Source organism: Micromonospora sp. CPM1, from assembly GCF_023896895.1.
In the GTDB taxonomy this organism is placed as follows: Bacteria; Actinomycetota; Actinomycetes; order Mycobacteriales; family Micromonosporaceae; genus Micromonospora; species Micromonospora tulbaghiae.
Genome location: NZ_JAMHIU010000019.1, coordinates 22,138 through 35,363, shown reverse-complemented (window position 1 = coordinate 35,363; position 13,226 = coordinate 22,138). Strand labels below are relative to the sequence as shown.

Below are 13,226 nucleotides of genomic sequence, written 5' to 3'. Positions count from 1 at the left end.
GACAGTTGCTTGATTCGCTCAAACAGCTGTGCTCCAATGATCCTTGATTCACTCAAACAACAGGGGGGTCGGATGGACGGCAGAGCCGAGCACACAGCGGGCGGCGCGGTCGCGGGGCCGCAGATGAACGCGGTCGTCCTGGATCGGTTCGGTGGAGTCGGCGAACTCTCGCCGCGCCGGATACCGCTCCCGGAGGTCGGCGACGACGACGTCCTCATCCGGGTGGAGTCCGCGGGGGTCGGGTCCTGGGACGCGGGCGAGCGGGAGGGGGAATACGACGGCGTCTTCGGTGTCCCGTCGAGCTTCCCCTACGTCCTCGGCTGGGACGGCTCGGGCACGGTGGCAGCGGTCGGACGAGACGTCACAGGGTTCGCGGTGGGCGAGCGTGTCTACGCCGCGACGATGCCGGTGCCGCGCGGCGGCTTCTACGCCGAGTACGCCGTCGTCGGGGCGGAGTTCGTCGCGCGCGTGCCCGACCGGATGCCGACCGGACAGGCCGGCGCGATGGCCTGGGACGCCCTGACCGCACTGAGCGGCCTCGACCTCCTCGGCCTGCGGACGGACGAGACACTCATGGTCTTCGGAGCCAGCGGGGGCATCGGGCACATGGCGGTGCAACTGGCGCGGCACCGCGGCATCCGGGTGCTGGCCGTGGCCTCCGGTGACGACGGCGTCGCCCTGGCCCGGAGGCTTGGTGCTGACGACGCGGTCGACGGCCGCAGGGACGATGTCCCGGCCGCGGCGCTGGAGTTCGCACCAGGCGGGCTGGATGCGGCTCTGGTCACCGTGGGCGGCGAAGCCGCCGAACGCGCTCTCCGCGCCGTCCGGAACTCGGGGCGGATCGCCTGGCCGAACGGCGTCCTGCCCGCGCTCGCGTCGCCGCCGGGTGCGCCGGTGCACCACTACGACGGGGATCGGAGCCGCGCCGCCACCGATCGGCTGAACGCGATCATCGAAGCGGGCTCCTTCGAGGTCCACGTCGCCCGGACCTTCCCGTTGGAGCGGGCCGAGGAGGCGCATCGCGCCCTGGATGATCACTATGTCGGGAAGCTGGCACTCACGGTCGGCTAGACGCGCCGCAGCCGGTGAAGCGGCTCAACGGGCGACGACGCGTACCCCCTGGTTGTCGCCCTCGGACAGGAACGACGCCACGGCGCCGCCCTCGGCGGTGACGGCCGCGTGCTCGGCGCGGGTGAGGGCGCGCAGCGGCGTGACCACCACGACGCCCGCGTCGACAGTCCAGGTGGCGGCGACCCGGCCGTCGACGAGCACGAACCGGGCCCCCGCCACGGAGAGGTCGCGGTGGGCGTCGTCGATGATCCGGGTGCGGTCATGGTAGCCGAGCACCGCGTTGTCGAAGGCGGGCAGGAACCGTACCGGCGCCGGGGTGTCCGGGTCGGGCCGGGGCGCGCCCGGCAGGTCGAGCAGCGTGCGGCCGCGCGCGTCCCGGAAGGTCACCAGCTCGTCGCGGACCGCGGCCACCGCGGCCGGTAGCCCGGCGAGGCCGCACCAGGCGCGCAGGTCCGCCGACGCGGCCGGCCCGAACGCGGCCAGGTAGCGCCGCACCAGCGCCCGCCCGGCCGGGTCGTCGCCGTCCGGGCCGGGCGGGTCGGCGTCGCGGCCCAGCCACCGGGCCAGAGCGACGGTACGGACGCCGGCGGTGGTCCGCCACAGTCCGCGCGGCGGCGCCTGCACGGCCGGCACCAGCGCGAGCACGATCTCGCCGAGCGCCCGGCGATCCACCGCCGGCCAGCGCGCGGCGAGCGCCCCCACGATCTCCGCGGTGGTGCGCGGCTCGCCGTCGGCCAGGACGTCCCGGGCCGCCGCGGCGAGTTCGTCGAGGTCGACCCCGTCGAACTCGCCGCGGTAGACGCCCAGCACCCGCTGCCGCAGCATCGCGTCGTGCCGGGACCGCCAGGCCAGCACGTCGTCCGCGGCGAGCAGGTGCACGGTGCGGCGCATCAGGTGGGTACGCACCAGGCGGCGGCGCACCAGCAGGTCCGACAGGACCGCCGGATCGAAGGCCCGCAGCCGCGACCAGAGCCCGACGTACGGCTCCTGCGGCTCCTGTGCCTGCAACCCGCACAGGTGCGTGACGGCGTCGGCCACCGGCAGGTCGGCGCGGTCGAGCAGCAGTTGCCGGGCGAGCGTCGCCCGGTTGAGCGCGCGCCGGTCGAGCACTGTCACGGTCCCGGTCTCCGGCCGGCTCAGGTGGTGGTCTGCCCGTCGATGCTCTCGCGCAGGATGTCGGCGTGCCCGGCGTGCTGGGTGGTCTCGGCGATGACGTGGATCAGCACCCGCCGGACGCTGCGGACCGAACCGGGCTCGTTCCACGGCGCGTCCGGGACCGGCCAGGTCGCCGACAGGTCCTCGACGCCGGCCACGATCTCCTCGGTACGGGCGGCGATGCGGGCGTACCGGTCCAGGATGGCCGGCAGCGTGTCCTCGGGCAGCATCTGGAAGTCCCGTCCCCGCTCGATCGCCCACTGCGGCAGCTCGCGGGCCTGCCCGGACATGAAGTCCTCCCAGGTGACGCCCTCGGGCATGGCGAAGGACATCGCCGAGGGGCCCTCGACCACGAACCGCAGCCACGCCTCCTCGGTGGACGCGACGTGCTTGATCAACCCGCCCAGGCAGAGCGCGCTGGCGGTCGGCTTCTGCCCGGCCTGCTCGTCGGTGAGGCCGCGCACCGTGTTGATCAGCATGTTCCGGGCGTCGGCGAGCTCGGCCAACAGGTCGGCCCGCTCGGCGTCGAGGGTGGTGGGGGTCGTGGTGGTGCCGGTCATCGTCATCGTTCCTTCCGGTCCTGATCGGGTACGGGTCCACCCTCGCAGGCACAGCGGTCAGGAAGTGTCCTCTTCTCGCGGCAGAATGCGTGTCGTGCCGAAGACTTCCGCCCGACTGCTCTCCCTGCTGTCCCTGTTGCAGGCGCGACGCGACTGGCCCGGATCGCTGCTCGCCGAACGGCTGCGGGTCAGCCCGCGTACCGTGCGCCGCGACGTCGACCGGCTGCGGGAGCTGGGCTATCCGATCGAGAGCGCCAAGGGCCCGGACGGCGGCTATCGGCTGGGCGCCGGCTCGGCGCTGCCGCCGCTGCTCTTCGACGACGAGCAGGCGGTCGCGCTCACCGTGGCGTTGCAGACCGCCGCCGGCGGCGTGACCGGCATCGAGGAGGCGGCGGCGCGGGCGCTGACCACGGTGCGGCAGGTGATGCCGGCGCGGCTGCGGCACCGGGTGGACGCGCTGCGGGTGGTCGACGTGCAACGCGCCGGCACACCGGTCCGGCACCGGGTGGAACCGGCGCTGCTGATGACGTTGAGCGCCGCCGTGCACGCCCGCGAGGAGCTGCGCTTCGACTACGAGGCGGTGTCCACCGCGCCACCGGATCCGGACCGGCCGCCGCGCCGGGTGCAGCCGCACCACCTGGTCACCTGGGGTGGGCGCTGGTACCTCGTCGCCTGGGACCTCGACCGCGACGACTGGCGCACGTTCCGGGTCGACCGGATCAGCCCGCGTACGCCCACCGGCCCCCGGTTCACGCCTCGTGCGCTGCCCGGCGGGGACGTGGCCGCGTACGTCGCCGGCCGGTTCAAGGGCGCCACCGGGCCGGGTGACTGGCCCTGCCGGGGCGAGGTGATCCTCGACCTGCCCGCCCGCGTGGTGTCCGGGTGGACCCGCGACGGGATCGTCGAGGAACTGGGCCCGGACCGCTGCCGGCTGGTGCTCGGCGCCTGGTCGTGGCCCGGGCTGGCCGCCGTGCTCGGCCGCTACGACGCCGACATCGAGGTGATCGGGCCGCCGGAGCTGCGGGAGGCGTTCGCCCGCCTGGCCCGCCGCTACGCCGCCGCGGCGGAGCCCCCGGGCCCGCCTCGGTAGCCGGGCCGGTCGGGGTGTCAGTCGGTGGGCAGGAGCGGACGCATGAACGTGCGCTCGTACCGCAGGACGCAGCCCGACTCGTCGCGTATCCGGTCGGCGGCGACGAACTCCGGGTCCACCCCGAACCGGGACCGGTACTGCTCGTACGCCGCCAGGCTCTCGAAGCTGAACAGCGCCTCGGCCCGGTCGCTGGCGCCCTCGGCGGGCAGGAAGTAGCCGTGGTGCACGCCGCCGTGCCGTGCCACCAGCCGCATCCAGGCGCGGGCGAAGCGCTCGAACGCCTCGATCTGCGCGGGGTCGATCGTGTAGTGCACGACGCAGGTGATCACGCGGCCACGATAGCGACGCCCGGTCCCGGGCGCTCAGGCCGCGGAGCGGCGGTCGCCGGGGTCGGTCGTGTCGGCGAGCCCGGCGTACCGCCCCCGGTGGTAGAGCAGCGGCGAACCGACGTCGGCGTGCCGCAGCAGTTCCGGTTCGGCCAGCACGACGGCGTGGTCCCCGACGACGACCCGGTCCACCACCCGGCACAGCAGCCAGGCCAGCGTGTCGTCGAGGACCGGCACCCCTTCCGGGCCGGGCCGCCACCGGGTCGGCTCGGCGAACCGGTCGATCCCGCTGGTGGCGAACCTCCGGGCCACCTCGTGCTGGCCGTGCCCGAGCAGGTGCACACCGACGTGCCGCGCCCGGGACACCACCGGCCAGCTCGACGAGCCCAGGTCCAGGCAGAACGAGACGATCGGCGGTCGCAGCGACACCGCGGTGAACGAGGTGGCGGTGAACCCGGCCGCGGGCGGGCCGGCGGCGGTGACCACCGTGACGGTGCTGGCCTGGTGGCGCAGCAGCGTCCGCAGCGCGTCGGCGTCGGCGTCGACCGGGGTGTCGGCGGGCTCGGGCACGACGTTCCTCCAAGGTGTACGGGGACGGACGGCGGTCAGACCGTGAAGCCGTGGAACAGCACCGACGCCAGCCCGAGGGCCAGCACCAGGTTGAACACGGTGGCGGCGCCGAACACGGTCACCGGCCGCCAGCCGGCCTCGCGCAGCGACGACACGCGGACCTCCAGGCCGATGCTGACGAAGGCCAGGATGAGGAACCAGACCCGCAGGTCGGTGACGATCGCCATGGTGGCCTTGCCGTCCGACCCGGCCGCGTCGAGATACCAGGTGGCGATCACCGAGGCGGCGACGAACCCGAGGACGAACTTCGGGAACCGGCGCCACAGCTCGCCGAGCCCGGGGCGCGGGGCGTCCGGTCGGCGCTCCACGCGCAGCGCGAAGTACGCGGTGAGCGCCACCGCGACCACGCCCATCAGCGCGTTCTGGGTGACCTTGACGATGCTGGCGATCTGGAGCGCGTCCTCACCGGCGAGCGCGCCGGCCGCGGTGACGGCGGCGGTGGTGTCGATGTTGCCGCCGATCCAGGCGCCGGCGACCGCGTCGGAGAGGCCGAGCACGTCGGCCAGCCACGGCAGCAGGAAGATCGACGGCAGCGCGAACGCGATGACCAGGCTGGCCGTGTACGCGAGCTGCTCCCGGCGTGCCCGTACCGCGCCGGCGGCGGCGATGGCGGCGCTGACACCGCAGATCGACACCGCCGAGGCGAGCAGCGCCCGCAGCTTCTCGTCCAGGCCGAACCGCCCGGCCAGCCACCAGGTGAACAGGAACACGCCACTGATCAGCAGCAGCGCCTGGGCGATGGCGGGTCCGGCGGCGCTCCCGATGACGGCGAGGTTGATCGAGGCGCCGAGCAGCACCAGACCGGTCTTGATGAAGAACTCGGTACGGAACGCGGCGGAGATCCGGTCCCGCAGCCCGGTCACTGTGACGACCAGGTTGCCGAGCAGGCCGAGCAGGATCGCGTAGACCGGGTACTCGACCGCGCCGGCCACGTCCTCGATCGCGCTGCCCTCGGCCCAGACCGGCACGTTCTGTTCGAGGTACCGGGTGAGCGCGGCGAGACCGAGCACCACCAGCAGGCCCAGGCCGGTCCAGGCCCAGAACGCGCCGGTACGCAGGTCGGCCCGGGGTGGCGCGACCGCGGGCGTACCGGCGGGTCGGTCCACCGGGGTCGCGGTGGCCGGGGCGTCCGCGGTGGAGGCCGCGGACGGCCCGGCGGCGGTGGTGTGGACGGCGGGCTCCGGGGCGGCGGCCATCACGGCACCAGCCCGGCGGGGATCGCGCCGGCCAGCACCAGGAGCAGCAGCGCGAGGCCGAGGACGGTGGCGGCCCAGTCCTCGCTGAAGGCGAGCCGGGACGTGCCTGCGGTGGGCGGTTCGGGTGGCGTGGGCGCGGTGCTCATGAGGGGCTCCTACGGGTACGCGCGGGCGACGGAGGGCAGCCGGAGGCGACGGGTGACGGGGGATCATCGACCCAGTGAGAGTTTCCTACTTAACTAGTAGGATTACAAGGTCTTCCCGGGCTCCGGCTCGTCCGCGGCACGGGCGGCCACCACCACCGAGATGCCGTCGAGCACCCGCTGGAGACCGAACTCGAAGGCGTGGTCCGGTCCGTACGCCCCGCCGTGCGCCATCCCGGCGGCGGTGCCGACCCGCGCGGCGAGCGGAAAACTGCCGGCGGTCATGAACTTCTCCAGCCAGGGCCCGTGCGTCTGCCACCACTGGTCGTCGGTCATCCCGGTCTCACGTTCCAGCTCGGCCACGTCCAGCGCGCCCCGGGCCGCGTTCTTGGCGTGCCCCAGCAGGAGCGTGAGAACGGCGTCCATCTCCACGTCGTCGAGCCCGATGTCCGCCACGGCGTGCAGCTCGTAGTCGTACTTGGCGAGCACGTTCGGGCCGAGCACCGGCCGGGTCGTCTCGGCGCGCAGCAGCCACGGGTGGGCCCGGTAGAGCGCGAGATTGTCCCGGGCTATGCGCTCCAGCCGGCCGCGCCAGCCGCCCGCGACGTCGGCGGGGCGCGGCAGGTCACCGAGGACGGTGTCCACCATGACGTCGAGCAGTTCCGCCTTGCCCGGCACGTACGTGTAGACGGACATGGTGCCGACGCCGAGCGCCTCGCTGACCCGGCGCATGGTGAGCGCGTCGATGCCCTCGGCGTCGGCGATCTCGATCGCGGTGCGCACGATCCGGTCGACGCTGAGGCCGGGACCGGCGCCGCGGCTGGCCGGCTCCCGGGTACGCCAGAGAAGGGCCAGGCTGCGGGCGGGATCGGCCTTGCGCCGGCGCTCCTTCGACATGGTGCCGTCATCCTACCGGCCGCGCCGGGCACCGGCCGCCGGCGGGACGCCGGAAAGGGAGAGCCCGAGAATTGTTCGCGCAAAAAGAATGGCGGGTTCTCCCGCCACTACCAACATATAGCGCACCCCCGGTCTTGCCGCAAGACCCGGGTGACGGCGCACAATTGCCGGCCGTAACCCATTGCCGAGGCATTCGAAAAGCCGCGAAGAGCGGAGGCTCGGCCGTGCCCGTGATCGGAGACGAGTTGAATCTGCCCACCACAAGCGTTTTCGATCTTCCTGAGCGTCTGTCGGCGAAGGCCGACCCGAACCTGATCGCCGCCGACGAGCGGCACTTCGCCGCCATCGCGGAGAGTCTGCGCCGCTCGATCGCCGACCTGACCGACCGGCTCGACGCGACGCGCCGGGCCGCGGGCGGCCGGGGCCGGCAGGCGGTCGACCGGGACCAGGAGGTCCGGCGGCTGAGCGCGCGCCTGCGTACGCTGCGCCGTTACGGCCTGGACCTGTGCCTGGGCCGGATGGTCGGTGCGGACGGCGCGCCCCCGGTGTACGTGGGCCGGCTGGGCCTGACCGACGGCGCGGGCGGCCGGCTGCTGCTGGACTGGCGCTCCCCCGCCGCCGAGCCGTTCTTCGGCGCGACCCACGCCGACCCGATGGGCCTGGTCAGCCGCCGCCGGTACCGGTGGAGCGGAGGCCGGATCACCGACTACTGGGACGAGGTGTTCACCGCCGACGGTCTGGCCGGGCACGCCGCGCTGGACGACCAGTCGGCGTTCATCGCCAGCCTGGGCGCGACCCGGTCGGTGCGGATGCGCGACGTGCTCGGCACCATCCAGGCCGACCAGGACGCGATCATCCGGGCCGGTTCCCGGGGCGCGCTGGTGGTCGACGGCGGTCCCGGCACCGGCAAGACGGTGGTGGCGCTGCACCGCACCGCGTACCTGCTGCACGCCGACCCGCGGCTGGGCGAGCGCCGGGGCGGGGTGCTGGTGGTCGGGCCGCACCAGCCGTACCTGAACTACGTCTCCGACGTGCTGCCCAGCCTGGGCGAGGAGGACGTGCAGATCTGCACCCTGGCCGACCTGGTGCCGGAGGGCGCGGCGGCGGCGCCGGAGACCGACCCGGAGGTGGCCCGGCTCAAGGCGTCCGCGGACCCGGTGCGGGCGGTCGACGCCGCGGTCCGGTTCTACGAGGAGCCGCCCGGGACCGGGATGACAGTCGGCGTCGGGGACGCCGAGTTGCGGCTGACCGCCGACGACTGGACGACGGCGTTCGAGGCGGCCGGGCCCGGCGTCCCGCACAACGAGGCCCGCGACGACGTGTGGGAGGAACTGCTGACGATCCTGGTGGAGAAGTACCGCGGCGACGAGCCGGAGGAGGCGGTGCGCCGGGCACTGGGGCGCGACCGCGAACTGGCCACCGCGTTCGGCCGGGCGTGGCCGCTGCTCGACCCGCTCGACGTGGTCGCCGACCTGTGGTCGGTGCCGGCCTACCTGCGCCGGTGCGCACCCTGGCTGAGCGTCGAGGAGATCCGTACGCTGCGGCGGGCCGACGCCCGGGCCTGGACGGTGGCTGACCTGCCGTGGCTGGACGCGGCCCGGCGGCGGGTCGGTGACCCGGAGGCGTCGCTGCGGCGGCGCCGCGACGAGGCGGTGCTGGCCGCGCAGCGCGTCGAGATGGACACGGTGGTCGACGCGCTGATCGCGTCGCACGCCTACGACGACGGCGAGGGTCTGATGACCATGCTGTACGGCGAGGACATGCGGACCAGCCTGGTCGACTCCAGCGCGCTGAGCGCGGCGGATCCGGACCTGCTGGCGGGGCCGTTCGCGCACGTCGTGGTGGACGAGGCGCAGGAGCTGACCGACGCGCAGTGGCAGATGCTGCTGGCGCGCTGCCCGTCGCGCAGCTTCACCGTGGTCGGTGACCGGGCGCAGGCGCGGCACGGGTTCACCGAGTCGTGGCCGGAGCGGCTGGCGCGGGCCGGGTTCGACCGGGTCGAGGTGGCGACGCTGACCGTCAACTACCGCACCCCGGCGCAGGTGATGGCGGCGGCCGAGCCGGTGATCCGGGCCGTCCTCCCGGACGCCAACGTGCCCACGTCCATCCGCGACGGCGCGCCCGTGCGGTACGGCGACCGCGCCGAGCTGCGCGCGGTGGTGGACGGCTGGCTCGCCGCCCACGCCGAGGGCGTCGCGTGCGTCATCGGCGATCCGGCGTTCCCGGCCTCGGACCGGGTCCGGTCGCTGAGCCCGGTGCTCGCCAAGGGCCTGGAGTTCGACCTGGTGGTGCTGGTCGACCCGGAGTCGTTCGGCGACGGGATCGCCGGGGCGGTGGACCGGTACGTCGCGATGACCCGGGCCACCGGCGAGCTGGTCGTGCTCACCGGGCCGTGACCGGCGCCCCGGGGGCGGCACGCTGCCGCCCCCGGGGTCCGGCTCAGCGGCTCAGCGCCCGGTAGCGGCGCAGCGACAGCGGCAGGAACACCGCGACGAGCACGAGCGGCCACAGCACCGCCAGCAGGGGGTGGTGTGCGGCCACCCACGAGTCGCCGCCCCAGCCGGGGTTGCCGAACAGCTCCCGGGTGGCCCCGACGGTCGCGGACAGCGGGTTCCACTCGGCGACCGCGCCCAGCCACGCGGGCATGGTGGACGGCGCCACGAACGCGCTGGACAGGAAGCCGAGCGGGAACTCCAGCGTCTGCACGGCGGTGACCGCGCTCTGCCCCTTCACGGTCAGGCCGAGGAAGATGCCCACCCAGACCAGCGCGAACCGCAGCAGCAGGATCAGCCCGAGCGCGGCGAGCGTGTCGCCGAGGTCGCCGCGCGCCCGCCACCCGACCGCCAGGCCGACGCCCAGCATGACGGCGAGCGTCACCACCGCGAACATCAGGTCGGCGGCCGCGCGGCCGAGCAGCGGGGCCAGCCGGGACACCGGCATGGACCGCAGCCGGTCGGTGACGCCGCGGTCCAGGTCCGCCGAGACCGCCATGGTGGTCATGCTGATGCCGAAGACCATGGTCATGGCGAACATGCCCGGCATCAGGAACTCGCGGTAGCTGCCGCCGCCGGGCACCTGGAGCGCGCCGCCGAACAGGTACGCGAACATCAGCACCATCAGGATGTCGAAGCCCAGCGAGCCGATCAGCGGGCCGGGCTCGCGCCGCCAGTGCGCCAGCGCGCGCCCGGTGAGCGTCAGGCCGTCACCGGCCAGGGACGGGCGCCGGGCCGGGGTCACCGTCGCGGTCACGCGGTCACCTCCACGCCGGTACGGGCGGCGGACGGCGCGCCGGTGAGCTGGAGGAACACCTCGTCCAGTGTGGGTCGCCGCAGCGCCACGTCGGCCACGCCCACGCCGTCGGCGTCGAGTGCGCGCAGCACCTCGGTCAGCGCGCCGGCCCGGTCGCCGACCTGGGCGCTGACCGCCCGCCGGTCCGGGTCGACCGCCGGTTCGGCGTGGGCGACCGCGCGCAGCCGCCCGGCGGCGGTGGCGAGGTCGGCGACGTCGCGGACGACCAGTTCGATCCGGTCGCCGCCGAGGCGGGACTTCAGCGCGTCCGGGGTGCCCTCGGCGATCACCCGGCCGGCGTCGAGCACGCAGACGCGGTCGGCGAGCTGGTCGGCCTCGTCCAGGTACTGCGTGGTGAGCAGCACCGTGGTGCCGGCGCGCACCAGGTCGCGTACCGCCTCCCACACCTCGTTGCGCCCGCGCGGGTCGAGCGCGGTGGTCGGCTCGTCGAGGAACAGCACCGACGGCGCGAGGATCATGCCGGCGGCCAGGTCGAGCCGGCGGCGCATGCCACCGGAGTACGTGCGTACCGGCCGCCCGCCGGCGTCGGCGAGCCCGAACCGGTCGAGCAGTTCGGTGGCGCGCCGTCTCGCAGTGGCCCGGTCCAGGTGGAACAGGCGGCCGAAGATGACCAGGTTCTCCCGCCCGCTCAGTGCCTCGTCCACGGCCGGGTGCTGCCCGACCAGGCCGATGCGGTGGCGTACCCGATCGGCCTGCTCCGCCACGTCGAAGCCGGCGACCTCGGCCCGCCCGGCGTCGAAGCGCAGCAGCGTGGCCAGGATGCGTACGGCTGTTGTCTTACCGGCGCCGTTCGGGCCGAGCAGCCCGCACACGGTGCCGGGTGGCACCCGCAGGTCGAATCCGTCCAGCGCGGCCGTGTCCCCGTACCGCTTGCGCAGCCCCTCCGCGAGGATCGCGTGTTCCACGTCTGTGCCCCCTCCGTCGACGAGGGCACTAACGTACAACGTACGGTAGGCCGTCCGCCAATGATTTCAGTCGACGATGCGGTGCTCCCAGGCCCAGACCGCGATCTCGGTACGGTTGCGCAGGCCGAGCTTCGTCTGCACCGCGGAGACGTGGCTCTTGACGGTGCTCAGCGAGATGAACAGCTCCGCGCCGATCTCCAGGTTCGTCCGGCCCCGGGCGATCTCGCGTACCACCTCGACCTCCCGCTCCGACAGCGCCGGGCGGCGCTCGTCACGCGGCGGCGCGGGCGGGGTCAGGTGACGCAGCAGCCGGACCGTCACCGACGGGGACACGAGCGCGTCGCCCTGGTACGCCGCCCGCACCGCCTCCACCAGCAGCGCCGGTCCGGCGTCCTTGAGCAGGAACCCGGCCGCTCCCCCGCGCAGCGCGCCGTAGACGTACTCGTCCAGGTCGAACGTGGTGACCACGACGACGCGCAGCGGGTCGGCCACCCCGGGCCCGGCGAGCGCCCGGGTCACCTGGAGCCCGTCGAGCCGCGGCATCCGGATGTCCACCAGGCACACGTCGGGGCGCAGCCGGCGGGCCTGGGCGACCGCGTCGACGCCGTCGGACGCCTCGGCCACCACCGAGATGTCCGGCTGGTCCTCCAGGATCAGCCGCAGCCCGCCGCGGACCATCGCCTGGTCGTCGGCGAGCAGCACCCGGATCGTCATCACGCCCTCCCGTTCGGCACTACCGCCCGCACCGACCACCCGGAGTTATCCGGGCGGGGACCGGCGCGCAGCGTGCCGCCGAGGGCCTCGACCCGCTCGCGCAGGCCGATCAGGCCGTATCCGCCCCGGGACTCGGCGGGCGCGCCGGACGCGTCGTCGGTCACCTCGACCACGACGGCGTCCGGCTCCCGCGCCACGTCCACAGTGACCTGGGCGGCGTGCGGCGCGTGGCGGGCCACGTTCGTCAGCGCCTCGCGGACGATCCGGTGCACGGTGCTGGTGACCTCCGGCGGCCAGGCCGTCTGTTCCGGCAGCCGCAGCCGCACCGGCGGGCCCTGCCGGCGGAACCGCTCGACCAGTTCCTCGATCTGCTCCGGACCGGCCGAGGCCGGGGGCGCGTCAGCGGTGTCTCGCAGCAGCCCGACCAGGCGGCGCATGGCCCGCATCGCCTCGCCGCCGGCCGCCTCGATGCCGGCCAGCGACTCCGTGGCAAGCGCCGGATCCCGGCGCCCGACCAGGTGGGCGGCCTGCGCCTGCACCACCATGCCGGTGACGTGGTGGGCCACCACGTCGTGCAGTTCCCGGGCCAGCTCCAGCCGCTCGTCGCGGCGTACCCGCTCGGCGGTGACCTTCGCCCGCTCGTCGAGCAGCCGCAACGTGAGCCCGGCGGCGACCCCGCCGAGCCAGCACAGGGCGTTGAGCGCCACCACCCCGGACCCGCCAGCCCCCGGCCGGGCGGCCGGCCACGCCCCGGCCGCCACCACGAGCCCACCCGCGGCGATCAGCCCGGCGGGCAGCGGCGGCAGCGCGCGTACCGCCGATCCGACCAGGACGGCCGACGCCAGCGCCAGCGCGGGCCCCGGTTCGGTCGGCAGGTCGAAAAGCCGGGCCGCGGCGACTGCCGACCCGGCGACGACGAGTCCGGCAACGGCCGTGACGACGCGCTGCCGGTGGCGTACCAGAGCGAGCGCGCCGACCACGACGGCGGCCGTGCCGCCGGCGAGCCAGTACCGCAGTCCCCAGCTCGCGGCGATCGCGACCGCCTGGACGCCGATCGCGGCGAGCAGCACCACGGCGAGCCCCGCCGTCGCCGCCACCCGGGTGAGCCGTTCGGTAGCCATGCCCAGCACGCTAGGAGATCGCGGGCCGGCGTCGAACCGGCCGAAAGTAGGGGCCCCCGCGCGCCGGACCCTGCTCCGGACCGATGCCCGCCGGTCGTGGCGTGCCCAG

14 protein-coding genes are annotated in these 13,226 nt (G+C 74.6%); 3 read left to right on the top strand and 11 right to left on the bottom strand.

Going from position 1 to position 13,226, the window contains the following annotated elements:
• The first annotated feature begins 72 nt into the window (after positions 1-72).
• Complete coding sequence (locus M8C11_RS22285; RefSeq protein WP_252452738.1) at positions 73-1,071, top strand: NADP-dependent oxidoreductase; 999 nt, start codon at positions 73-75, stop codon at positions 1,069-1,071.
• Between the two features lie 24 nt (positions 1,072-1,095).
• On the opposite strand, the gene M8C11_RS22280 is transcribed toward M8C11_RS22285, so the two are convergent.
• Together M8C11_RS22280 and M8C11_RS22275 are read right to left on the bottom strand one after the other, a co-directional pair.
• On the bottom strand, positions 1,096-2,187 hold the full coding sequence (locus M8C11_RS22280) for a winged helix DNA-binding domain-containing protein (protein WP_252452736.1): 1,092 nt from the start codon (positions 2,185-2,187) through the stop codon (positions 1,096-1,098).
• 20 nt (positions 2,188-2,207) lie between these two features.
• Positions 2,208-2,786 (bottom strand): DinB family protein, encoded by a 579-nt coding sequence (locus M8C11_RS22275; RefSeq protein ID WP_252452734.1) that lies wholly within the window; start codon positions 2,784-2,786, stop codon positions 2,208-2,210.
• A gap of 85 nt (positions 2,787-2,871) precedes the next feature.
• Here M8C11_RS22275 and M8C11_RS22270 point away from each other — a divergent pair, with 85 nt between their 5' ends.
• On the top strand, positions 2,872-3,876 hold the full coding sequence (locus M8C11_RS22270) for a YafY family protein (protein WP_252452731.1): 1,005 nt from the start codon (positions 2,872-2,874) through the stop codon (positions 3,874-3,876).
• Between the two features lie 17 nt (positions 3,877-3,893).
• Here M8C11_RS22270 and M8C11_RS22265 read toward each other — a convergent pair whose 3' ends face one another.
• The 5 genes from M8C11_RS22265 to M8C11_RS22245 form a co-directional block, all read right to left on the bottom strand.
• Positions 3,894-4,205: an NIPSNAP family protein gene (locus M8C11_RS22265; RefSeq protein WP_252452728.1), complete on the bottom strand. Its 312-nt coding sequence runs from the start codon at positions 4,203-4,205 to the stop codon at positions 3,894-3,896.
• 33 nt (positions 4,206-4,238) lie between these two features.
• Positions 4,239-4,772: a flavin reductase family protein gene (locus tag M8C11_RS22260; protein ID WP_120569979.1), complete on the bottom strand. Its 534-nt coding sequence runs from the start codon at positions 4,770-4,772 to the stop codon at positions 4,239-4,241.
• Positions 4,773-4,807: 35 nt separating this feature from the next.
• Positions 4,808-6,028 (bottom strand): YeiH family protein, encoded by a 1,221-nt coding sequence (locus M8C11_RS22255; protein ID WP_252452725.1) that lies wholly within the window; start codon positions 6,026-6,028, stop codon positions 4,808-4,810.
• Positions 6,028-6,174: a hypothetical protein gene (locus M8C11_RS22250; protein ID WP_252452723.1), complete on the bottom strand. Its 147-nt coding sequence runs from the start codon at positions 6,172-6,174 to the stop codon at positions 6,028-6,030. Before M8C11_RS22250 ends, M8C11_RS22255 begins: the two co-directional genes overlap by 1 nt.
• 102 nt (positions 6,175-6,276) lie before the next feature.
• Entirely contained in the window at positions 6,277-7,068 is a 792-nt protein-coding gene (locus tag M8C11_RS22245; protein ID WP_252452721.1) for a TetR/AcrR family transcriptional regulator, read from the bottom strand.
• A gap of 224 nt (positions 7,069-7,292) precedes the next feature.
• On the opposite strand from M8C11_RS22245, the gene helR reads away from it, so the two are divergent.
• The gene (helR, locus tag M8C11_RS22240) at positions 7,293-9,464 is read left to right on the top strand and encodes an RNA polymerase recycling motor ATPase HelR (RefSeq protein WP_252452719.1); all 2,172 of its coding nucleotides are present in this window, start codon (positions 7,293-7,295) and stop codon (positions 9,462-9,464) included.
• Positions 9,465-9,507: 43 nt separating this feature from the next.
• Here the strand turns inward: helR and M8C11_RS22235 are convergent, their stop codons facing one another.
• The 4 genes from M8C11_RS22235 to M8C11_RS22220 all read right to left on the bottom strand — a co-directional run bounded on the left by M8C11_RS22235 (position 9,508) and on the right by M8C11_RS22220 (position 13,117).
• The gene (locus M8C11_RS22235; RefSeq protein WP_120569983.1) at positions 9,508-10,317 is read right to left on the bottom strand and encodes an ABC transporter permease; all 810 of its coding nucleotides are present in this window, start codon (positions 10,315-10,317) and stop codon (positions 9,508-9,510) included.
• Positions 10,314-11,282 carry an ATP-binding cassette domain-containing protein gene (locus M8C11_RS22230; RefSeq protein ID WP_252452717.1) on the bottom strand — a complete coding sequence of 323 codons (969 nt, stop codon included), beginning with the start codon at positions 11,280-11,282 and terminating at the stop codon, positions 10,314-10,316. Before M8C11_RS22230 ends, M8C11_RS22235 begins: the two co-directional genes overlap by 4 nt.
• Before the next feature lie 66 nt (positions 11,283-11,348).
• On the bottom strand, positions 11,349-11,996 hold the full coding sequence (locus M8C11_RS22225; protein WP_252452715.1) for a response regulator transcription factor: 648 nt from the start codon (positions 11,994-11,996) through the stop codon (positions 11,349-11,351).
• Positions 11,996-13,117 (bottom strand): sensor histidine kinase, encoded by a 1,122-nt coding sequence (locus tag M8C11_RS22220; RefSeq protein ID WP_252452713.1) that lies wholly within the window; start codon positions 13,115-13,117, stop codon positions 11,996-11,998. Before M8C11_RS22220 ends, M8C11_RS22225 begins: the two co-directional genes overlap by 1 nt.
• Between the last annotated feature and the right edge of the window lie 109 nt (positions 13,118-13,226).

What these genes read in the sequence shown, in the direction of transcription:
- M8C11_RS22275 (WP_252452734.1), bottom strand. Translation starts at nt 2,786, where the DNA reads ATGACCGGCACCACCACGACCCCCACCACCCTCGACGCCGAGCGGGCC.
- M8C11_RS22270 (WP_252452731.1), top strand. Translation starts at nt 2,872, where the DNA reads ATGCGTGTCGTGCCGAAGACTTCCGCCCGACTGCTCTCCCTGCTGTCC.
- M8C11_RS22255 (WP_252452725.1), bottom strand. Translation starts at nt 6,028, where the DNA reads ATGGCCGCCGCCCCGGAGCCCGCCGTCCACACCACCGCCGCCGGGCCG.
- M8C11_RS22250 (WP_252452723.1), bottom strand. Translation starts at nt 6,174, where the DNA reads ATGAGCACCGCGCCCACGCCACCCGAACCGCCCACCGCAGGCACGTCC.
- M8C11_RS22225 (WP_252452715.1), bottom strand. Translation starts at nt 11,996, where the DNA reads ATGACGATCCGGGTGCTGCTCGCCGACGACCAGGCGATGGTCCGCGGC.
- M8C11_RS22285 (WP_252452738.1), top strand. Translation starts at nt 73, where the DNA reads ATGGACGGCAGAGCCGAGCACACAGCGGGCGGCGCGGTCGCGGGGCCG.
- M8C11_RS22245 (WP_252452721.1), bottom strand. Translation starts at nt 7,068, where the DNA reads ATGTCGAAGGAGCGCCGGCGCAAGGCCGATCCCGCCCGCAGCCTGGCC.
- M8C11_RS22220 (WP_252452713.1), bottom strand. Translation starts at nt 13,117, where the DNA reads ATGGCTACCGAACGGCTCACCCGGGTGGCGGCGACGGCGGGGCTCGCC.